This is a genomic window from Variovorax sp. NFACC27 (genome assembly GCF_048301545.1).
GTDB classification, from domain to species: Bacteria; Pseudomonadota; Gammaproteobacteria; order Burkholderiales; family Burkholderiaceae_C; genus Variovorax; species Variovorax gossypii.
The window spans coordinates 1119307-1138534 of record NZ_CP157613.1 but is presented as its reverse complement, the minus strand read 5'-3'; the positions used below and the strand labels follow the sequence as shown (position 1 = coordinate 1138534).

General features: G+C 65.7%; 19 protein-coding genes and 3 pseudogenes. 9 read left to right on the top strand and 13 right to left on the bottom strand.

The window, feature by feature from the left end:
• Positions 1 to 13: 13 nt before the first annotated feature.
• On the bottom strand, positions 14 to 223 hold the full coding sequence (locus tag ABL840_RS05345) for a hypothetical protein (RefSeq protein ID WP_093207455.1): 210 nt from the start codon (positions 221 to 223) through the stop codon (positions 14 to 16).
• A gap of 238 nt (positions 224 to 461) precedes the next feature.
• Between ABL840_RS05345 and ABL840_RS05340 the strand changes: the two genes are divergently transcribed.
• Entirely contained in the window at positions 462 to 1157 is a 696-nt protein-coding gene (locus ABL840_RS05340) for a hypothetical protein (RefSeq protein WP_256230182.1), read from the top strand.
• A gap of 10 nt (positions 1158 to 1167) precedes the next feature.
• Here the strand turns inward: ABL840_RS05340 and ABL840_RS05335 are convergent, their stop codons facing one another.
• Complete coding sequence (locus ABL840_RS05335) at positions 1168 to 2190, bottom strand: AEC family transporter (protein WP_093207107.1); 1023 nt, start codon at positions 2188 to 2190, stop codon at positions 1168 to 1170.
• Positions 2191 to 2344: 154 nt separating this feature from the next.
• Between ABL840_RS05335 and ABL840_RS05330 the strand changes: the two genes are divergently transcribed.
• From ABL840_RS05330 to nadE, 4 genes are read left to right on the top strand one after another with little or no spacing between them, the layout of a single operon-like run.
• Positions 2345 to 4453 carry an ATP-dependent helicase gene (locus ABL840_RS05330; RefSeq protein ID WP_093207104.1) on the top strand — a complete coding sequence of 703 codons (2109 nt, stop codon included), beginning with the start codon at positions 2345 to 2347 and terminating at the stop codon, positions 4451 to 4453.
• A 26-nt stretch (positions 4454 to 4479) separates the two neighbouring features.
• Entirely contained in the window at positions 4480 to 4950 is a 471-nt protein-coding gene (locus ABL840_RS05325) for a hypothetical protein (protein WP_093207450.1), read from the top strand.
• Positions 4947 to 6131 (top strand): phospholipase A, encoded by a 1185-nt coding sequence (locus ABL840_RS05320; RefSeq protein WP_176947370.1) that lies wholly within the window; start codon positions 4947 to 4949, stop codon positions 6129 to 6131. The genes ABL840_RS05325 and ABL840_RS05320 overlap by 4 nt, the downstream gene beginning before the upstream one ends.
• A gap of 25 nt (positions 6132 to 6156) precedes the next feature.
• Positions 6157 to 7011: an ammonia-dependent NAD(+) synthetase gene (gene nadE / locus ABL840_RS05315; RefSeq protein ID WP_093207101.1), complete on the top strand. Its 855-nt coding sequence runs from the start codon at positions 6157 to 6159 to the stop codon at positions 7009 to 7011.
• Between the two features lie 18 nt (positions 7012 to 7029).
• On the opposite strand, the gene ABL840_RS05310 is transcribed toward nadE, so the two are convergent.
• Positions 7030 to 7296: a hypothetical protein gene (locus tag ABL840_RS05310; RefSeq protein WP_093207099.1), complete on the bottom strand. Its 267-nt coding sequence runs from the start codon at positions 7294 to 7296 to the stop codon at positions 7030 to 7032.
• Between the two features lie 25 nt (positions 7297 to 7321).
• On the opposite strand from ABL840_RS05310, the pseudogene ABL840_RS05305 reads away from it, so the two are divergent.
• A pseudogene (locus tag ABL840_RS05305) lies at positions 7322 to 7609 on the top strand (IS701 family transposase); the annotation flags it as partial.
• 317 nt (positions 7610 to 7926) lie between these two features.
• Here ABL840_RS05305 and ABL840_RS05300 read toward each other — a convergent pair.
• The 4 genes from ABL840_RS05300 to ABL840_RS05285 all read right to left on the bottom strand — a co-directional run bounded on the left by ABL840_RS05300 (position 7927) and on the right by ABL840_RS05285 (position 11655).
• The gene (locus tag ABL840_RS05300) at positions 7927 to 8124 is read right to left on the bottom strand and encodes a helix-turn-helix transcriptional regulator (RefSeq protein WP_338067628.1); all 198 of its coding nucleotides are present in this window, start codon (positions 8122 to 8124) and stop codon (positions 7927 to 7929) included.
• A gap of 979 nt (positions 8125 to 9103) precedes the next feature.
• Positions 9104 to 10147, bottom strand: coding sequence for a relaxase/mobilization nuclease domain-containing protein (locus ABL840_RS05295; protein WP_093207094.1), 1044 nt, complete (start codon positions 10145 to 10147; stop codon positions 9104 to 9106).
• Positions 10148 to 10202: 55 nt separating this feature from the next.
• On the bottom strand, positions 10203 to 10784 hold the full coding sequence (locus ABL840_RS05290) for a hypothetical protein (RefSeq protein WP_240652084.1): 582 nt from the start codon (positions 10782 to 10784) through the stop codon (positions 10203 to 10205).
• A gap of 349 nt (positions 10785 to 11133) precedes the next feature.
• Positions 11134 to 11655, bottom strand: a complete 522-nt coding sequence (locus tag ABL840_RS05285) for an XRE family transcriptional regulator (protein ID WP_240652083.1) — start codon at positions 11653 to 11655, stop codon at positions 11134 to 11136.
• Between the two features lie 181 nt (positions 11656 to 11836).
• On the opposite strand from ABL840_RS05285, the gene ABL840_RS05280 reads away from it, so the two are divergent.
• Positions 11837 to 12160 carry a helix-turn-helix domain-containing protein gene (locus tag ABL840_RS05280; protein ID WP_338067619.1) on the top strand — a complete coding sequence of 108 codons (324 nt, stop codon included), beginning with the start codon at positions 11837 to 11839 and terminating at the stop codon, positions 12158 to 12160.
• A 202-nt stretch (positions 12161 to 12362) separates the two neighbouring features.
• Here the strand turns inward: ABL840_RS05280 and ABL840_RS05275 are convergent.
• Positions 12363 to 13246: pseudogene (locus ABL840_RS05275) on the bottom strand (IS630 family transposase); the annotation flags it as partial.
• On the opposite strand from ABL840_RS05275, the pseudogene ABL840_RS05270 reads away from it, so the two are divergent.
• Positions 13180 to 13809, top strand: a pseudogene (locus tag ABL840_RS05270) (IS701 family transposase); the annotation flags it as partial. The pseudogenes ABL840_RS05275 and ABL840_RS05270 sit on opposite strands and share 67 nt — an antisense overlap.
• 655 nt (positions 13810 to 14464) lie before the next feature.
• Here the strand turns inward: ABL840_RS05270 and ABL840_RS05265 are convergent.
• From ABL840_RS05265 to ABL840_RS05245, 5 genes are read right to left on the bottom strand one after another with little or no spacing between them, the layout of a single operon-like run.
• Complete coding sequence (locus tag ABL840_RS05265) at positions 14465 to 14998, bottom strand: DUF4286 family protein (protein WP_093299310.1); 534 nt, start codon at positions 14996 to 14998, stop codon at positions 14465 to 14467.
• 14 nt (positions 14999 to 15012) lie between these two features.
• Positions 15013 to 15540, bottom strand: coding sequence for a carboxymuconolactone decarboxylase family protein (locus ABL840_RS05260; protein ID WP_093207443.1), 528 nt, complete (start codon positions 15538 to 15540; stop codon positions 15013 to 15015).
• Complete coding sequence (locus ABL840_RS05255) at positions 15540 to 16502, bottom strand: Bug family tripartite tricarboxylate transporter substrate binding protein (RefSeq protein ID WP_093299307.1); 963 nt, start codon at positions 16500 to 16502, stop codon at positions 15540 to 15542. Before ABL840_RS05255 ends, ABL840_RS05260 begins: the two co-directional genes overlap by 1 nt.
• Positions 16503 to 16559: 57 nt before the next feature.
• Positions 16560 to 17360 carry an SDR family NAD(P)-dependent oxidoreductase gene (locus ABL840_RS05250; RefSeq protein ID WP_093207067.1) on the bottom strand — a complete coding sequence of 267 codons (801 nt, stop codon included), beginning with the start codon at positions 17358 to 17360 and terminating at the stop codon, positions 16560 to 16562.
• A complete protein-coding gene (locus ABL840_RS05245; protein WP_093207065.1) occupies positions 17357 to 18196 on the bottom strand; it encodes an amidohydrolase family protein in 840 nt (279 codons plus the stop codon). Before ABL840_RS05245 ends, ABL840_RS05250 begins: the two co-directional genes overlap by 4 nt.
• Before the next feature lie 70 nt (positions 18197 to 18266).
• Here ABL840_RS05245 and ABL840_RS05240 point away from each other — a divergent pair, with 70 nt between their 5' ends.
• Positions 18267 to 19166, top strand: a complete 900-nt coding sequence (locus tag ABL840_RS05240; RefSeq protein WP_093207062.1) for a LysR substrate-binding domain-containing protein — start codon at positions 18267 to 18269, stop codon at positions 19164 to 19166.
• The last annotated feature ends 62 nt before the right edge of the window (positions 19167 to 19228 follow it).

Genomic DNA, 19228 nt, shown 5'->3' with positions numbered 1-19228 from the left:
CGAGAGCGCGGTTTCAGTGGTAGCCGGTGGGCTCCTTGCCCATGTCCACGTAGCGCAGCTCGTTGTGCCTGCGCCGCGCGATGCTCACGGGCCATGCGAACACGACGAGGCTCAGCGCCCCGAGCGCGATCGCGGTGGCGGTGCCGAACTTGCCGGCATGCCAGAACCAGCCGACCGCGGAGAGCCAGGTCAGCCACAGAAGGATGCGAACCAGTATTGCCATCGCGCGCCCCATTCACATCTTTGACTTGTGAACACTGTAGCAGCGCAATTGCAAACCCAAGCATTCATCTGAAGTAGTAGCGGATAGCTATGTCTTACGACATGCCCAGGACTACCGCAAATTTGTGAAAAAAGAGTTGACGGCGCCCCCCGGCGCTGTTCAAGCTGTAAAGACGCGAACCCGCCGTGGATCGCGCACTCCAAACTGCCTCGCTCACTGCTTGCAAAGGTAGGTCGCCGTGAAACCGCCGTCTCGTTCTGGTTGGTCCCTCTCGCTGGCATCGTGCCTGGTCGCCCTTTCCTTCGCCGTGCCGCCGGCTTCGTCGGCGGCCGAACTGGAACTGCAGGGCAGTCGCCTCGTGGTGTCGGGCATGCTCGACGGGACCATGATCAAGGAGTTCACCGAGCAGCTGGGCAGCGGAACAATCAGCACCGTGGTCTTCGAGGACTCGTTCGGCGGCACCGCCGAAGCGGCCGGCGCCTTCGCCGACGCCATCCGCGCGAGCGGCGTGCAGACCGAGGTGCGGGGCCAGTGCATGGCGGCCTGCGCCTATGCATTCCTGGCCGGCAGGACGCACCGCTTCGGCTACGGGCTGCAGGTCAACGGCGTCCTGCTGCCGGTGGCGCAGCGCCCCACGGCCGCCGAACTGGCGGTGCGCTGGCGCGGCGACGACGCCCACAAGACGCTCAGCGATTTCATGCCAACCTCGGCCAAGCCGGTGGAAGCCAGCGTTCCGCCCGCGAAAGACAACGCCAGGGACGGCGCCAGAGACAACTGGCAGCCCGACCACGGCGTGCTCTTCACCGCGAGCCCCACGCTCTTCGGCCGCGTCTACAACACCTACTACTGCGACGGCACCCAGGGCCGCGACTTCTCGAAGTGCGAGCGCCTCGCCGATGCCGACCCGTACAAGCTCGGGGTGCTGACGCCCTAGCCTCTTACCCTTACCTGAGCGCGCTCACCGCCAGCGGAAAGCTCAGGAAGGCGATCACCGTCGTCCACAGGATGATGCGCGCGATGCGCCCGTTGTCCGCGCCGAAGCGCTCGGCCAGCATCGAGACGTTGCTCGCGCTCGGCAGTGCCGCGACCAGCACGATCGTCACCAGCGCCGCATGCGACAGCGGCAGCCCCAGCGCGATGGCGCCGAGCCCCAGGCTCCACACCAGCAGCGGGTGAGCGAGCAGCTTCACCGCCACCACCGGCAGCACGTCGCCCCACGGAGCCTTGGCCGCCGGCATGCGGCCGGTGGCGCCCATGGCCTCGGCCACCGCCGCGCTGGCGTCGTGCTCGCGCGCCAGCAGTGCCGAGCGGGCCAGTACCGCGCCGATGGTGAAGAGCGCCACCGGCGAGGCGGCATCGGCCAGCATGGCGATGGTGCGCTCGACGGGCCCCGGCAGCGCCCAGCGCGCGGCCGACAGCAGCACGCCCAGCAGGATCGACCACGGCATCGGGTTGACCACGATGCCGCGCAGCGCCTTGCGCGCCGCCAGCATGGCGCCGTGTCGTCCGGCGCCTCCGGCCCCGTCGAGCCGCGACAGCGCGATGCACAGCGAGGAAGTGACGACGAGATCGAACGCGATCGTGATGATGATCGGCCCCGCCGCCTGCGCGCCGAGGATGGCCACCAGCAGCGGCACGCCCATGAAGCCGGTGTTCGGAAACGCGGCCACCAGCGCGCCGAAAGCCGCGTCGTTCCAGCCCACGCGCGAATTCCGCGTGAACGCGACCACGCCCGCCACCACCGCCAGCGCGCAGATGCCCCATATCAGTGCAACGCTGCCGTCGAGCAGCTGCCCGATGGGCGTGCCCGCGCCGAAGCGCAGCAGCATGCACGGCAGCGCGAAATACAGCACGAAGGTGTTGAGGCCGGGAATGGCGTCCAGCGGCAGGATGCGGGCGCGGGCCGCGCCGTAGCCGGCCGCGATCAACGCGAAGAAAGGGAAAGTAACAAGGAATACAGGCAGCACCGGTGCATTGTCGTTTGGCGCCCGAGGGGCCGCATCGGAGTGCCCGGCCTACAAACCCGGCGGGGGCCGCACCCGTATCATTGGCCGCTTTGCTTTTGCGCCAGCCGTTCCCAACGGCGTTCTTCACGGCCTCTTCAGGTTCTCTTTTTCTCCCATGTCTCACGGACTCAATCCCGCACAGCTCGAAGCGGTCAACTACATGAGCGGTCCCTGCCTGGTGCTTGCCGGTGCGGGCTCGGGCAAGACGCGCGTGATCACGCACAAGATCGGCCGGCTCATCCAGTCGGGCATCGAGCCGCAGCGCATCGCGGCCATCACCTTCACCAACAAGGCGGCCGCCGAGATGCGCGAGCGCGCGAAGCACCTCATCGGCAAGGACGCGCGCAAGGTCGTGGTGTGCACCTTCCACGCGCTGGGCGTGCGCATGATGCGCGAGGACGGCAGCGTGCTCGGCCTGAAGAAGGCGTTCAGCATCCTCGACGCCGACGACGTGACGAAGATCCTGAAGGACGCAGGCGGCACTTCCGACATCGCCACCGCGCGCATCTGGCAGTGGACCATCAGCAAGTGGAAGAACATGGGGCTGAACTCCGCGCAGGCCGAGGCCCAGGCCGCCGACGACAACGAACGCATCACCGCGAAGATCATGGCCCGCTACGAGGAGCGGCTGCTGGCCTACCAGAGCGTGGACTTCGACGACCTCATCGGCATGCCGCTGAAGCTGCTCTACGAATTCCCGGAAGTGCGCGCCAAGTGGCAGGCAATGATGGGCCACATCCTGGTCGACGAATACCAGGACACCAACGCCACGCAGTACGACGTGCTCAGGGCCCTGGCCGGCGAGCGCGGCCACTTCACCGCGGTGGGCGACGACGACCAGTCCATCTACGGCTGGCGCGGCGCCACGCTGGACAACCTGCGCAAGCTGCCGGTCGACTATCCGAAGCTCAAGGTCATCAAGCTGGAGCAGAACTACCGCTCCACCAGCGCCATCCTGCGCGCGGCCAACAACGTGATCGGGCCCAACCCCAAGCTCTTTCCGAAGACGCTGTTCTCCGAGCTCGGCGAGGGCGAGCCGGTGCGCATCGTCGACGCCGACAGCGAGGTGCACGAAGCCGAGCGCGCGGTGGCGCGCATCGTCAGCATCCGCGCGGGCGAGGCCACCACGCAGGGCAAGCAGTACAAGGAATTCCGCGACTTCGCCATCCTCTACCGCGCCAACCACCAGGCGCGCGTGTTCGAGCAGGCGCTGCGCAAGGCGCAGATCCCGTACAAGGTCTCGGGCGGCCAGAGCTTCTTCGACCGCGCCGAGATCAAGGACCTGTGCGGCTGGTTCCGCCTGTGGGTCAACAACGACGACGATCCGGCGTTCCTGCGCGCCATCACCACGCCCAAGCGCGGCATCGGCCACACCACGCTGGCGAGCCTGGGCACCTTCGCGAGCCAGTACAAGCTGAGCCTGTTCGAGGCGCTGTTCAGCCCTTCGCTGCCCAGCGTGATGCCCAAGCGCACGCTGGAAGGCATCCACGAGTTCGGCCGCTACATCAACGACCTCGAATACCGCGCGCGCCGCACCATGGGCGCGGAAGACTCGCGCACCTTCATGCTCGACTGGCTGAAGGAGATCGACTACGAGAAGCACCTGTACGACGGCGAGGACAGCGAAGCCGCCGCCGCATCGCGCTGGACCAACGTGCTGGAATTCGTCGACTGGATGTCGCAGCGCGCCGGCGGCACGCTCGACGACACCTCGGGTGCCGACAGCGGCGGCATCGAGACCGAGCGCAAGAGCCTGCTCGAGGTGGCGCAGACCATCTCGCTGCTGTCGACCATCAGCGAGCGCGAGCAGGACCAGGACGTGGTCACGCTCTCCACGCTTCACGCATCCAAGGGCCTCGAGTGGCCGCACGTCATGCTCATCGGCGTGAGCGAGGGCCTGCTGCCCTTCAAGCTCGACGACGACAACGGCCGCCAGCAGAAGGTGAGCGAGGACACGCTGCAGCGCCTGCAGGAAGAGCGCCGCCTGATGTACGTGGGCATCACGCGCGCGCAGCGCAGCCTGGCCGTGAGCTGGACCAAGAAGCGCAAGCAGGGCCGCGAGATGGTGCCCTGCATACCGAGCCGCTTCATCGCCGAGATGGGCCTGGACAAGGCCACCACCAAGGAAGACCCGCGCGAGAAGCTCAAGGCGCTGCGCGCCGAGTTCGCGCGCAAGGCGCAGGACAGCGCCGCGAAGGCCGCCGCGGCAGCCTCGGCACCATGAAGATGACGACGACGAAGACGAAGCCAATGAAGAAGACCGCCGCGACCACCGCCCTGCTGGCCGCCGCCCTGGCCGTTCTCTCGGGCTGCGCCTCGATGCGCGGCGGCAGCGCCGACTGCCCCACCGACGCGCGCGACCTGCCTCTGGAATCGCTCTACGGCAACTGGGAGGCGCGCTTCGACAACCTGCCCGCCGTGGCCGTCGTGCAGCTCGGCAAGCACCCCGACTACGACGGCGTGCGCGGCACCATCACGCGCAACGGCGCGAACCCCGCGAAGGCCACGGTCGCGCAGCTCGCGGGCGACGTGGACGACGAAGGCGCGCTTTCCATCGACGAGTCGCAGGACGGCCGCGCCATCAGCGGCGTGTGGTCGGGCAAGCTGCAGACCGGCTCGTGCGGGCGCGAGTTCAGGGGCACGTGGCGCAATGCCGCCGACGAGAGCACGCATCCGTTCGTGCTCAGCAAGACAGTGGCACAGGAAGGAAAGAAGCCATGACCAAGATGAAGACCATCCCGCGATCCCGCTTCAGGCTCGGCACGCTCGCAGCCGTGGCGGCGTGCCTGGGCGGCACGGCCGGCGCGGTGCACGCACAGGCCGTGGACAAGCCCGCGAGCCCGCTGGCCGACTCGCAGCTCACCTGGCAGCAGTGCGCCGCGCTTGGCGCCAACAACGATGCGCGCCTGGCCTGCTTCGACCGCTGGGCGCAGCAGCAGACGCTGCCCGCGGCGGCGGTGCCGCCGGCGCCTCCCGTGCTCGCGAGCACGCAGCCGCCGGTGGACGGCACGGTTCCCGCCACGCGCGTGGTATCGGTGGCCACCACCGAAGGCTGTCGCGACCGCCAGTACTCGGCGCTCTCGCGCTTCTGGGAACTCGAGAACGCCACCGACTGCGGCACCTTCGGCTTCCGCGGCTATCGTCCGCTGAACGTGTCGGCCTCGGCCGCCACCAAGAAGCCCGAGACGCCGACCTCGCCCTCGGCCGGCCACACCGCCGACCCGGTGGCCTACCAGGCCAACGAGATGCGCATCGGCCTGTCGGTGCGCACCAAGCTCGCGCAGGGCATGCTCACGCAGAACGATCCGGTGAAGAAGGACTCGCTGTGGTTCGCCTACAGCCAGCAGTCGACCTGGCAGCTGTTCAACGGCGCCATCTCGCGGCCCTTCCGCACCACCGACCACGAACCGGAGCTGATGTACGTCTACCCGACCGACTTCAAGCTGCCGGGCGGATGGCGCTGGCGCTATTCGGGACTGGGCATCGTGCACCAGTCGAACGGCCAGAGCCTGCCGCTGTCGCGCAGCTGGAACCGCGTGTACCTGATGGGCGGCGCCGAACTCGACGACCGCTTCACCGTCACCGGCCGCATCTGGAAGCGCATCTCCGAGAGCGCCGCGAAGGACGACAACCCCGACATCGCCGACTACTACGGCCGCGCCGAGATCACCGGCCGCTGGAACCTCAACCGCGACAACCAGCTCGCCGTGACCGTGCGCAACAACCTGCGCGACAGCGGCCGCGGCTCGATCCGCCTCGAATGGCTCAAGGCGATCGGCGATCCGACCAAGAGCAACCTGCGCTTCCACACGCAGCTGTTCTCGGGCTATGGCGACACGCTGGTGGACTACAACCGCAAGCGCACAGTGCTCAGCATCGGCCTGAGCCTTGTGGACTTCTGATTTCTTTCACGCGAAGACCAACCTCATGAGTGCAGACCTCTCTCCCGTCGACCTGTCCCCAGTTGACGATATGCAGCGCGAGATCATCGCGGCGCTGCACGTCGCGCCCGTCTTCGATGCAGCCCGCGAGCTGGAGCGGCGCGTTGACTTTCTCGCCGGCTACCTGAAGCAGACCGGCCTGAAGACGCTGGTGCTGGGCATCAGCGGCGGCGTCGATTCGCTGACCGCCGGCTGCCTCGCGCAGCGCGCGGTCGAGAAGCTGCGCGCCACGGGCTACGACGCCACCTTCATCGCGATGCGCCTGCCCTACGGTGTGCAGAAGGACGAAGCCGAGGCGCAGGCCTCGCTCAAGGTGATGAAGCCCGACCGCACCATCACCGTCGACATCCGCCCCGCCGCCGACGGCATGCTCGCGGCGTTGAAGGCGGGCGACCTGACGTTCCGCGACGCCGCGCACGAAGACTTCGTGCTGGGCAACATCAAGGCGCGCCAGCGCATGATCGCGCAGTTCGCGGTGGCCGGCGCGCACGACGGCATCGTCATCGGCACCGACCACGCGGCCGAGGCGCTGATGGGCTTCTTCACCAAGTTCGGCGACGGCGCGGCCGACATCACGCCGCTCACCGGCCTCAACAAGCGCCGCGTGCGCGCAGTGGCGCAGCTGCTGGGCGCACCCGACGCGCTGGTCTACAAGGTGCCCACCGCCGACCTCGAGTCGCTGGTGCCGGGCAAGCCCGACGAGGATGCCTTCGGCGTCACCTACGAGCAGATCGACGACTTCCTCGAAGGCAAGCCGGTGTCGGCCGAGGCGCGCCGCATCATTCTTTCCACACACCGCAAGAGCGCGCACAAGCGCGCGCTGCCCGTCGAGCCCTTCTGAGGGCAGCGACACACCCGGTCAGCGCGCGACCACCCTCACCTTCCAGCGCCTGGCCCCGAGCTCGGAGGCATAGGGCACGGGAATGCTGGCCTCGAAGCCGTTGTTCCGGATCACGGCGTCGTACAGCGTCCAGCGGACCTGCGTGCCGTCCGGCGCCTCGTGCACCACCTGCATCGAAGGGGCGCCAATGTTGGTGCCCACGTGGGCGTAGCGCGCGTCCACCGTCATCGGCAAGTGGGGCGGAAAGGGCTCGCTGCCCGGCAGGTCACGCCACTCGTCATGCATTAGCAGGCTGGGTCTCGGCGACTAAGAGGGCAGAGGTTGGCGGGGATTCCACCACCATGCCGCCTCGAGCATCGCGGCCTATGGGTTCTTGATGGCTGAACGCCTGATCGTCGACAAGTCTGTCGGCAAAAGACTTCATCGAACGCCAAGTGCCTGCCCTCCCCGAGGATTACATCCCCCGCGGCAGTCCTGCGCGCACAGCGCCACGTGGCGATGTCGATCACGACACTGCGCCCCGACTGAGATACCGGCTGCTCGCTCGTCTCGGTCAATGCCCTGCTGCTTAAGGGCAAGCGCAAAGCTACTCTTTTGACACAGTAAGAATAGGCAATACGGACCGACGAAACCCTGGCTGTCGCTCGGCTCATCGAGCGTCTATGGCGAAAAATTCAAGAAGCAGTGGACCAGACAGCTTCCCCGCTGTTGCCCGTTAGGAAGAGCACGACCTTGACAGCCCAAGCTGGGCCACGTTTTAGGCTAGCAACGGCGATCCAGCGATGATCTACAGTCCGCTTTCGATCACAGCGGTCGTCCATTGCCGGGCATATCGCTGGCAGCTCTCAGTCTTCAGGGGTCATAGCAGCTGGATTCTTAACTGCCCGGTAGAAGTCGTCGGACCGCGGGCGCGTGTCAGGCTCCAGTATTGAGGTCGGCCGGCCCGTGGGCATCTGAGTACCCCTCCGGATCATCTACCCAGCGTTGCAACGCGGCACGAGGCCATCCGCAGGCGCGTCCACCCAAGTGCACAGGAGCTGGGAACTTGCCCTCAGCAATCCTGCGATATAGGGTCGCGCGGCTCAGCGCGGTGATGCGTATCACATCGTGCATGCGAAAGAACTCGGGCCCTTCCACGCTCGAAAGGTCAACACGGCGGTGACTGGAATGGGGTCCAAAATGCATGACAACTCCTTGAAGCTGGTTCGAGCCTTCAAGCAGCTAGCTGAGTACCGACGGCGAATCTCTGACTTGAAGAATCCGGGCAGCAGCAGCACCGGCGCCGAAACCAGCAGCAAACCCATCCTGACTTGATCAGCATTGCGGCCGTATCGAGGGCCTCTTAAGACTCGTCTTCCGCGTGGATGCACGTTGAGCATGCGACGACTCACGACTTCTGACAACTAACAACTTTCACAGTAGACAACCTCTACCTTTCGGCATCAGTGGCCACACTCCCAGACGACGACACCGCACCAGGGCTGCAGCCGAATGCAAGACCAGCGTTATTGCGCATCCGCTCGCACTCATACGTGCGCTGCGTAAGACTCACCAGAAACAGACGCGGACCGCGCCTCGAACAAGAACCGTTTTTGCCAAGCGACTTACCTGGAACGCCAGCCGCATGAGAGTGCGACGGTGCTCAAAGGCACACCCAATCCACCCTCGTTGCGCGGCATGTGGTGCATAAATGCCGATGGAAATTTCCGCTCATACGGCAAGGCCGCCGCCATCGCCGCGTCACGTGCAGGCAGTCAGGTCGCGGCTGGGCTCACCGATTGGCATCACCGACTTGGCCTGTGTCCGGCAGACGCGGCACGGTCGGCCCGTCATGTAGCGAGGCCAGACAGGCATCGATGGTCGAAACGTGAGCAAGTCGCACAGCGTCGGGCGGCATGGCGCGCGGGCATTGTGTTTCGTCATTGCGGCCTGCGAGAAGCAATTCGGGCAAATGAAACAATGCTTGCTGTCGCGGTCGGCGAGACCCACACGCCGGCCCCCAAGAGCGCCCTCAGCGAAGTCGTAGCACCCGCCAACGCGCAGAACCATTTCCCGACGTCAAGCTTCGTCGGCCGCTGCGTAAGTTCCTCGCTCACCGAAAGTGCGCTCCAGGTGACTTGACATCTGTACGTTGCTGCGTTCGACTTCGTTCCGCATCCTTCCAGCGCTCCGCCATGCGCCGCCCGTCGGTCTGCACAGCCGGCATGCGCTCGATGAAGCGCTCCACGCGTTCGGCCAACTCGACCTGACCCTGCCTTCTCAGCGTATCAGCGGCCGCCTGCCAGTCTGCCACCACCTCCTGCCGCGTGCGCCGCATCTCATCTCTGCCGGCATCGAGGGTGTCTCGCTTTGTCTGTAGAGCCCGCAGCACGGCCCCTAGCTTGGCCCGCATGAAACTCGAAGTCTTCGGTGACCGCCGACCTGCCCGCTCGGCCGGCGCCAGTCGCCCGAACGCGCGAAGCGCACGCAGGCGATGATGGATGGTGTCCATCAGCGGCTTGCGGATCTGCCCGCGCACCTGCCGCGGCGTCGCGTTGGCCGCCACGCCCTGCTCCCGCATCAGCGCGGCGAACTGCTCACGCCATTGGCGCAGCATCTCCTTGCGGATGTAGAGACGCTTGCCGGGCTCGAACTCGTGCTCGCACTTGACCACGAGATGCACATGCGGGTGTGGCTGGTCGGTGTGCAGCACCGTGGCGTACCGGTACTGGAGCGCAAAGTTCTCCCGCGCGAACACGCGCGCCGCCGCAAGCACCTTTCCCGGCGGCGTGCCCGGCGGCATCGACAGCACGATATTGTGGGCGAGCTTCGGGCGGATGTCCTTCTGGCCTGGAGCCGGCTTGGGCCTGTACTGGCTCCTGCACAGGTCCAACTGCCAGTCGGTGACGATCTCTTTGGGGGCACCATGGCCCCGCATGGCGGGCCCTTCATCGGTCTCGAGGGGCAGTTTCCCATGCCGGCTGATGTAGCGCAGGTGCGCTTCGACACCACCGGTGTCACGCCCGCCGCCGGAGACCTTCACCAACACCTCGGGCGTGCGTCCCACCGTACGCCGGATCTGCGCGATCTCGCCAGTCCCGAAGCGCAGCGTACCACTGGGTCCGCGTCGGCCGTAGCTCACGATGTCCAGCGCCATGTCGCGTACGCCATTGGTCGATTGATGGCCGCCGCGTGCCAGCCGCAGCGTCTGCTTAGGCACGGAGCACCTCGCGGCTGTGGGTCCCCCAGCTGATCAGGTTGCGCTGCACGATGGCGGTGGCGGCCACGCGCGCCTGTGCTACCTCCCGTCGGGCCAGCGCGAGTGCATCAATGATCTCGCAGGCCTGCGGCTGCGTGACGGTGTTCGGCAAGCCGAACATACGGAACTGCCGTCCGAACGCGGCCAGCTGAGCGCAGGTCGCCTTGATCTGAGCGAGTTCTTTCAGTGGCAGCACCATGGGTCCGTGCACATGGTTGTGAATCAGCATGGCGAGATAGCTGCCTGGCTTCATGCCCCGGGCTTCGGCCCGCTCAGCAATCAGGACGCGGTCGCCCGCAAGAAGCCGCAGGGTGATGCGATCTTCGGAAAGACGGCCGATGTCCGGAGCGCTCGGGGTATGTGTGGAGGACGACACCGTGGTCGAGGGCACATTGGTGCGCAGAACCTCGTCGACGAGCTTGGCGAGCAAGCCGGCCTCAGTCAGTTGATGATGTGCCGCGAGCGCAGCAAACCGTGTCCGCGTTTCGGCCGACACCCGGGCCCCAATCACGCTCGATCGAGAGGTCTTGGTCATCGCAACGCCATGGCTGTTAACAATGTCTGACGGCAGTCTATCCTGCCCTCATAGCCGCACAAGGACTCTGCCCCCCGGAGTCTCCGCGTGGCGCCACAAACATCACTTCGAGGCTAGTTGACGCTGACCTACCTCCCGCTCGCACAGAAGCGCTGCACGAGACACATCCACGATCTCTTCACCGTTTTCAACAGAGGAAGCCGCAATTACTGGCAGGCGCTTGTGGTGCATCTGTGTTCGGCATGCCGAACACCTAGGAAGGGACAATCCGGCATGAAGCAATAAATGCGCGAGCGATCCGCTCGACCGTGCATCCGCTTCGCGGCACGACGGCGTCGCCGCGAGCCGTCTACTCCCGCAGCGTGAACACCACCGACAGGTACGAAACCGGAGGAACCTCGATCGCCTCGATGCCGTGCAGCGCAGTCGCATCGAACAGCAGCGCGTCCCCTGCCCTCACCTCCACTACCTTGGCGCTGTAGCGGTAGCGCACCTCCCCGGAAAGGAAGTACAGGAACTTCAACCCAGGATGCTGGAAAGTCACGTAGGGATCGGCGCCCGGAAGCAGCGTGACCAGATACGGCTCGACGAAGATGTTGCCCGACAGCAGGTGGCCCAGCAGCTCGTAGCGGTAGTCCGCCACCGCGCCGATGCGGTCGACCAGTACACCGTGTCCTGCCCGCACATGGCAGAAATCCGTGCGCCGCGCCTGATCGCTGAAGAAGCGCGAGACCGGCACGTGCAGGCCTTGCGCGAGTCGCTCCAGCGTCTCCACCGAAGGCGAGACCAGCCCGCGCTCAATGCGCGAGAGCATCGAAGCAGAAATTCCCACCGCCAAGGCCAGCTGCCCCGCAGACATTCCTGCCGCCATACGCAGCGCTCTCACCTGCGCCCCCCTGTTTGCCAGTGACAGGCTGCGTGCCGCAGGTGCTGGATGCTGCGGCCTCGTAGGTAACGCAGAAGCGGGAAGCCGCACTGCTCGCACGCTCGGCAGCGGCGACGGGAGCAATGTCAAAGACATTTAGTTCACCTCGCTATGGTAATCATATCCCGTGTTATTTTATCCCGTGGTGCTTTATCCACGTAATACTGACCATCTCGAAATGGTCAACAGGGTTTCAGCTACCAGGAAAAAAGTGCCGGAGCTCGTACTTTTTGGCGAAGCGGTACGTCAGCGCAGAAAGGAACTCGGCTATTCTCAAGAGGCATTCGGCGACGCGTGTGAAATCGACCGCAGCTACATTGGCGGCATAGAGCGAGGCGAACATAATCTTGCGCTCATCAACATCCTCAAGATCATTGCAACCCTGGAAATGCAGCCTTCTGAGTTCTTTCAGGCGCTTGACAGACCGCGCAAGAAGCTGAGATCGAACTGAGTGTTAATTTGAGGGTGCGGATGAAAACTTGGACTGGTTTATGTGGCAAGTTCAAGGCTCACCTGATATTCGAAAGGGCTGAGAGAGCCAAGAGAGATCTCAATCCGCTTCTCGCTGTACCAGCGTCGGCGCCGCTCCGGCCCAATCACCTCCGCCGCGATCTCGTTGTTCGTGTTATTGAGCCGGCATGAATAAACTTGAATCAGGCCGCATGGCGGACTAGCTTGTGTTCGAAGTAGCTCCTGATGCGTTCGGGCTTGCGCAGCAGGCTGCTCAAGTTCCTTGCGGCGGCCTTGACCAACTGCAACTTCCTGCGGGCAGAGGCGCGCTTCTTGACGGCTTGCTTGAGATCGGCGTTGGGATTGAGCCCCAGGCTGTAGCTCGATAGGTAGAACACCTCGATCTCGTGCTTGTGTTCGGCAAGCCATGCCTTCGCGGGCTTGCTGTGATGCACGCGACGTGGTCCAGGACCAGATAGATCTTGGCGGCCCGCGTCCTTGATGAGGCGGCGCATGAAATCGATCAGGATGTCGGAGTTGTTGGTGACCGTGGAGATGACCGACAGACCGTGGCGCTTGTTGTTCACCCGAATCACGGGGGTCTCACCCTTGGGTGCGTAGCTGCGTGCGCGAACGTCGTCGCTGCGCAGCCCCGTCTCGTCACCCCAGTGGATCTCGGCATCCGAGACCTTGGCGCACGCGGCGATCACGGGGTATTCCTCCTCAAGCCACTTCTTCATCACCGCGGGCGACTGCTCGTAAGCTTTCTTCATGGGCTTCTGAGGTGCGAAGCCCCAGCGCGCCAGGTAAAGACCCATCGTGCGCACCGGAAGTCGTACGCCAAAGCGTTGCTCGATGAGTTCACCAACGCCACGCGCGTCCACAACGCATAGGCCATCTTCAGCTGATCGGGCGTCTTGTCGGTGAGCAGCTTGCGCGCTGCCGCCTCCTGAGCCGCGTCCAGGCGCCGTCCGTCGCCAAGCTTGCGGCCTCCAGGGGCGTCTCGCAATGCCTTGACTCCGGCCGCCTCATGACGCTTGCAGATGTCGAACACGCCCGTGCGGCTCAGTCCGGTCTGCATCGCAATTGGCGCAGTCTCTGCCAAGCCGGGCGTTCCAGAACATCAGTCGGCGCGAGGGAACCAGCGATACACTGAACGACCGCTTTGCGGCTGTGCGGGTGCGCCACGCTGGCGGCAATGTTGGCAAGGCCCGGTTGCATCCCGAGCAATGGCTGCTCATCGAGTGGCCGGTTCATGAGACCGAACGGAGCAAGTACTTCCTGTCTACCCTGCCAGATGACACGCCGATCAGCGCTGGCGCATCGAGCGCGACTACCAGGATCTGAAGCGAGACTTCGGCCTCGGCCATTACGAGGTCGAGGTTGGCGGGGCTTCCATCACCATGCCGCCTTGAGCATCGCGGCCTACGGGTTCCTGATGGCCGAACGCCTCGTCGCTGAAAAGCCTGTCGGTGGCAAAAGAACTTCATCGAACGCCAAGTGCCTGCCCTTCCCGAGGATTACGTCCCCCGCGGCAGTCCTGCGCGCGCAGCGCCACGTGGCGACGTCGATCACGACACTGCGCCATCGACTGAGCTACCAGCTGATCGCTCGTCTCGGGCAGTGCCCTGCTGTGGAAAGTCAGCGTAGAGCTACTCGTGTGACACAGTAAGATTAGGTCGGTCCCGCCCTATGACGGCCCGCAAAGCCATGGATATCGACCGCGCCATCAAATTGCGGGATTGAGGCATGCTTCTCGCTGCTCCGTTGCGCGATAATCTAGGTTAGGTCGCACGAAGTGCTTTACTTTTGCATCGCACGACCTTGAATGGTCTGGTGTACCCAAAGGTGTGCCCAGAGAACAGGACCAGTGAGCGAAAGCAAATGCTGGCGAGGGTTGCGCAGAATTATTCGATTCCGCCCCAGCCACCATCTTTCTTTCTCGGTAGATCCCAAGTCAGCCCAGAAGTCCTTGCATCTCAAGGACTTAGCCTGAAAAGGCGGCTCGATCGGTATCTCTGAATCTCACAGCGTTCAATTCAAGGCTTCGTAGCCATGCGAAGCCTTGAATGCATGTGGCCAGTCGGCGAAGGTCTCCCCTTTAGTCCGGCAGGACGACAAGGTCAGCATCTATCTCCATCAGAATCTGAATCCGGCGTTGTGCGTCCAGGCGCTCGGACGCACACGGCTTCATCGACACCGGCTTGGCCAAGCATCGCGCGTCTGCCGATAGGCGAGAGCTGCAGTCTCGCGATGGCGTATCTGCCTCCGCAGCGGCACGCCTCGACCCGACCCGCAAAGAATCTCAGCCCACCACCCCCGCCAGACAAAACATGGTGCGCCCCGTATTCCTGAACGCAGGCCGAACTCGCGAACTCCAGGGTGTTGCACGCACGGCCAGCCACTGCGGACTGCCCAGGGTCTCGGCACCCACGAGGTCGTAGCACGCGTAGTACCGCGGCGAACCCGTCGCGTCGATGTAGCGGGCCGCGCGAACGGTTCCGGGCACCGCTGCCAGTCCGGGCAGGTGTTCCTGCGTGTACCAGGCATTGAAGTCGTCCTCGGCCCCGGGAAGCACGTCCGTCTCCACGACATAGCGGTGCGAAGCAGCCTGGCCTGCCGACGCGCCTTGCACCTCCTGCAGGCAGGCGAGCCGCAGCCACTTGGCGGCAGGTTCGCGGGAGGAGAGCACCGGAGGCGCATTCCCCGTCGCGTAGAAGTAGACCAGTGCGCCATCCACCGCCTTCCATGACTGCACCTCAGGCGACAGCGTGCGGGCCAGCATGGACGCTTGGTCGATCGAAGATGTACCGGACTTGAGCAGCCACAGATCCTGCATTCGAGACTCCTCGTTCAATGCGCGACGTTCAGGGCAACGAGCAGCCGTGACACCATGTTGTAGGCGGCCACCGTCGCCACGACCTCCACCACGCCCTTGGGGTCGAAGTGCTGCTGGAGCCGGCTCATGAGTTCTTCCGGAACCACCACCTGGCGGGTCATGGCGTCCGTGAGTTCGAGCACTAGGCGCTCCAGCGGCGCAAACTCTTCGGACAGCACGTCCTGCCGGACAGCGTCGATCTTCCCGTCGCTGACCCCTGCTGCCCGCGCATGCGGTACATGCGCGTCGTATTCGAACCGGGCTCCGTTGAGCACGGCGACCCGAAGGATCATCAGCTCGCGAAGGTCGGCCGGTACATCGGTCTGGTTGCGAACCGCGGTGAGCATGCGTTCCCAGCCCGACGCGATCGGGCCGCTGTTGAGGAGCACCTGGTAGAGCAGCGATACGCGGCCGCGCTGCGCCATGATGCGTGACTCGATCTCGGCCAGCTCGGGCCGCGTGCCGGGCTGCACGAGGGGAACGCGGATTGAGGTGCTCGTCATCATTCGGCCTTGATGTTCTTGGCGCGGATCAGCTTCGCCCACTTCTCGCTGTCCCGCTTCTGAATGGCCGCCAGCTCCTGGGGCGTGGATCCGACGGGCTCCGTTCCGGTCTTCAGCAGCTTCTCGCGCACGCCAGGGTTGGCCAGCGTGTTGCGCACCGCCTTGCTCAGCGCGTCGATGACTTCGGGCGGCGTCTTTGCCGGCGCGAAAAGCGCATACCAGTTGTTGGTGTCGACGCCGCGGATGCCTTGCTCCTCCAGCGTCTTCACGTCGGGCAATGCCGGGTGCCGTTTGTTCGATGCCACGCCCAGCGCCTTGAGGCGTCCGCCTTGCAGATGTCCGAGCAGGCCGGGCACGTCGCCGAAGAATCCGCCGATCTGGCCGCCCATCAGGTCCGTGATGGCCGGCGCCGCGCCCTTGTAGGGAACGTGCAGCAGCCGGGCGCCGCTCGAATCGGCCAGTTGCTCTATCGCCAGATGCGGAATGCTTCCGGTGCCCGATGAGCCCATCGGCACGGGCTCGGCGCGCTTCTTCGTGGCCGCCACGAAATCCGCCGCGTCCCTGGCCGGGTTGCTCTGCTGGGTCACGAGCAACTCGACGTTGTTGACGACCAGCGAGACCGGCGCGAAGTCGCGCTGCATGTCGTAGGGGAGCTTCTCGTACAGCGAAGGGTTGACCGCTGCCGCGCCGACGCTGGTGAACCACAGCGTGCCGCCGTCCGGGGCCGATTTCATGACGTCGACCGCACCGATCGCGCCGTTGGCGCCGGGCTTGTTGTCGACGATGACCGTGCGGCCCAGCTCCTTGCCGAGCTGCTCGGAGAGAACGCGTGCGACCGAGTCGACGGGCCCTCCTGAAGTGAAGGAAACGACGATTCGCGTCGTCTTCGGTTCGGCGCGGACGGCGGCGGGCACCAGCGCGAGGGTGAACGTTGCCATCAGCAGGATGCGTTGGATGATCATGAATGTCTCCGTCTTCTTTCTATGGTCTTCAATCGGGTAGTCCGGCCTGGCTCTCACTCAGTCGCAGCGCGCGGTCATGCCGCCGTCGACGATCAGCTCGGTGCCGGTGATGAACCGGGCCTCGTCGCTCGCGAGGAACAGCACCGCGCTCGCCGTGTCCCGGCCGTCGCCCATGAACCCGAGCGGAATGCGCTTCTGGCGCTGGGCCAGGAGCGCGTCGACGTTGCCGCCCGCGCGTTGCCCGGCCAGTCGCGCCTCGACCATCGGCGTGTGCAGCTGCCCGGGCACGACGCTGTTGACCCGCACCCCTCGGGCCGCGTGCTGGACCGCGATCACGCGCGACATCTGGATGACGCCGGCCTTGGTCGCGGCGTACGCCACCTGCGCGCTGCCGGTCCAGCGCAGGCCCGATGTCGAGGAGATGTTGACGATCGAGCCCGCGCCCTTCTCCAGCATCGTGGGGAGCGCGTGCTTGCAGGTCAGGAACACGCTCTTGAGGTTGGTGTCGACCTGCAGGTCCCATGTCTCCTCGGCCAGCTCCACCGGCCCGCCGGCGGCGGACCCCCCGACGTTGTTGACGAGGATGTCGATCGTTCCGTGGATGTCCAGGCAGGCGGCGACCATGGCCGCCACGCTGTCGCTGCTGGTGACGTCGCAGACCCACGGCGTGATCGACGCGCGGGTGGCGCCTGCCAGCTCGAGCGTCTCGTCGAGCCGGGCGCGGTCGCGGTCGACGGCGAGGACCCTCGCGCCTTCCTCCGCGAGGCGCACCGCGATGGCACGGCCATTGCCCCAGCCGGCGCCTATGCACCCGGCACCGGTCACGATGGCCACCTTGTTCTCGAAGCGAAGGCTCACAGCTCGTCTCCAAATCGGTAAAGGCGCTCGGGGTTGCCGACCAGCAGCGCATGGCGCGCGGCTTCGGTGGGAGCGACGCCGGCGATGAGGTCGACCAGCTGCCGCTCGTCGGGCATGGGCCCCGCGTGGTTCGGGTGCGGCCAGTCGTTGCCCCACACGATGCGGTCGCCGAACTCGGCGACCAGCTTGCGCGCGAAGGGCTGCGCGTCGGCATAAGGCGGGCCCTGCCGCGTGATGCGGTCCATGCCGCTCACCTTGACCCAGAAGCGCTCGTCGGCCATCAGCTTCAGCAGCGCGCGGAAGTCCGGCTGGTCGAGGCCCAGCGCCGCATCGATGCGCCCGATGTGGTCGATCACCACCGGCGTGGGCGAGCGAAGCAGCGCGGGCGCCAGGTTCGTCAGCAGCGCCGGGTCGCCGTGGATCTGCAGGTGCCAACCCAGCGGTGCGAAACGGCCCGCCAACGCCAGGACATCCTCCATGTCCGCGTGCCGGCCGAGGTGGCCCATGAAGTTGAAGCGGACGCCGCGAAAGCCCGCGGTGTCGAGCCGCCGCAGTTCCGCATCGCCGACGTCGGTCGGCAGCAGGGCGATCGCGCGGTAGCTCGATGGGCGCGACGCCACGGCGTCCTCGGCGGCCCGGTTGTCGAAGCCGTGGCAGGTCGACTGCACGACCACGCAGCGCTGCAGGCCGAGGTGGTCGTTCAATGCGTACAGGGCTTCCTTCGGCGCATCCGTCGCGGGAATGAAGGCGGCGTCCGGGGCGTAGGGGAAGCGCGCGCCGGGCCCGAACACATGGCAGTGGGCGTTGCAGGAACCCGGGGGGAGGGGGAAAGTCATGGAGGCAGTTTTCCCGTGAAGGGCGGCATGCGTAAGGACATGCTGCCTATATCAGCTATGCTGAATCTCTATGGAGTTGCGCCAGCTGCTGTATTTCGTCACCGTGGTCGATGCGGGGAGCTTCAGCCGTGGCGCAGTGGTGCTCAATCTGGCGCAGCCCAGCCTGAGCAGGCAGATCGCCCTGCTGGAGGCCGACCTCGGCCAGCGCCTGCTGGTGAGAACCGGCCGCGGCGTGGCCACGACGGACGCGGGCGAAGCCCTGCTCGTTCACGCGCGCGCGATGCTCGACATCTCGCGTCGTGCCCGCGACGAGCTGCAGGAGCTCGACGAGAGCCCCGGTGGCCGCATCGTCGTCGGCATGCCGCCTCGCGTGGCGCTGGGCCTGAGCGCGCCGCTGATCCGGCAGTTTCGCGAGAGGTTTCCGCGCGCCGTCATCACGGTCCTCGAAGGCCTGAGCGCCGCGCTGCGCGAATCCTTGATTGCGGGGCGACTCGATCTGGCGCTGCTGTTCGACCCCGCGGCCTCACCCCAGCTGAGCTTCCAGTCCCTGATGCGCGAGAAGCTGCTGCTCGTGGCGCCACCCGGGAGCAAGCTGCCGGCGCGCGTCGGCTTGGCGGCGCTTGCGAACTATCCGATGGTGCTGCCCAGCGCGCCGAACGCGATCCGGCACCTGCTCGACGCCGTCCTCGGCCCGCGCCACATCGCGCTGCAGGTGCTCGCGGAGGTCGGCGCGGTCCACACCGTGCTCGCACTCGTCGGAACCGGGGTCGGCTGCACGATTCTTCCGGAGAGCGCCCTGGGCGCACCCGGCGGCGAAGCATTGCCGCGCGCGGCCATCGGGCCGCCCGGCATCTGGAACGAACTGGTGCTCGCGACGCCGACAGCGCGTCCGGCGACCCGGCTGGTGCGCGGCACGGCGCAGATTCTTCAGGAGCTGGACTTCCGGCGCCGGCAGACAGATCGATCATGAAACGGCGGTGGAGGAGCACGCCGAAGCCGGGCCATCGCCGCAAGACGACGGCCAATGACCCG

Bases quoted from the DNA above. Each gene is read 5' to 3' on its own strand.
- ABL840_RS05345 (WP_093207455.1), bottom strand. From the start codon at position 223: ATGGCAATACTGGTTCGCATCCTTCTGTGGCTGACCTGGCTCTCCGCG.
- ABL840_RS05255 (WP_093299307.1), bottom strand. From the start codon at position 16,502: ATGATCATCCAACGCATCCTGCTGATGGCAACGTTCACCCTCGCGCTG.
- ABL840_RS05245 (WP_093207065.1), bottom strand. From the start codon at position 18,196: ATGACTTTCCCCCTCCCCCCGGGTTCCTGCAACGCCCACTGCCATGTG.
- ABL840_RS05325 (WP_093207450.1), top strand. From the start codon at position 4,480: ATGAAGAAGACCGCCGCGACCACCGCCCTGCTGGCCGCCGCCCTGGCC.
- nadE (WP_093207101.1), top strand. From the start codon at position 6,157: ATGAGTGCAGACCTCTCTCCCGTCGACCTGTCCCCAGTTGACGATATG.
- ABL840_RS05290 (WP_240652084.1), bottom strand. From the start codon at position 10,784: ATGACCAAGACCTCTCGATCGAGCGTGATTGGGGCCCGGGTGTCGGCC.
- ABL840_RS05310 (WP_093207099.1), bottom strand. From the start codon at position 7,296: ATGCATGACGAGTGGCGTGACCTGCCGGGCAGCGAGCCCTTTCCGCCC.
- ABL840_RS05285 (WP_240652083.1), bottom strand. From the start codon at position 11,655: ATGGCGGCAGGAATGTCTGCGGGGCAGCTGGCCTTGGCGGTGGGAATT.
- ABL840_RS05240 (WP_093207062.1), top strand. From the start codon at position 18,267: ATGGAGTTGCGCCAGCTGCTGTATTTCGTCACCGTGGTCGATGCGGGG.
- ABL840_RS05295 (WP_093207094.1), bottom strand. From the start codon at position 10,147: ATGGCGCTGGACATCGTGAGCTACGGCCGACGCGGACCCAGTGGTACG.
- ABL840_RS05300 (WP_338067628.1), bottom strand. From the start codon at position 8,124: ATGCACGATGTGATACGCATCACCGCGCTGAGCCGCGCGACCCTATAT.
- ABL840_RS05260 (WP_093207443.1), bottom strand. From the start codon at position 15,540: ATGACGAGCACCTCAATCCGCGTTCCCCTCGTGCAGCCCGGCACGCGG.
- ABL840_RS05320 (WP_176947370.1), top strand. From the start codon at position 4,947: ATGACCAAGATGAAGACCATCCCGCGATCCCGCTTCAGGCTCGGCACG.
- ABL840_RS05330 (WP_093207104.1), top strand. From the start codon at position 2,345: ATGTCTCACGGACTCAATCCCGCACAGCTCGAAGCGGTCAACTACATG.
- ABL840_RS05265 (WP_093299310.1), bottom strand. From the start codon at position 14,998: ATGCAGGATCTGTGGCTGCTCAAGTCCGGTACATCTTCGATCGACCAA.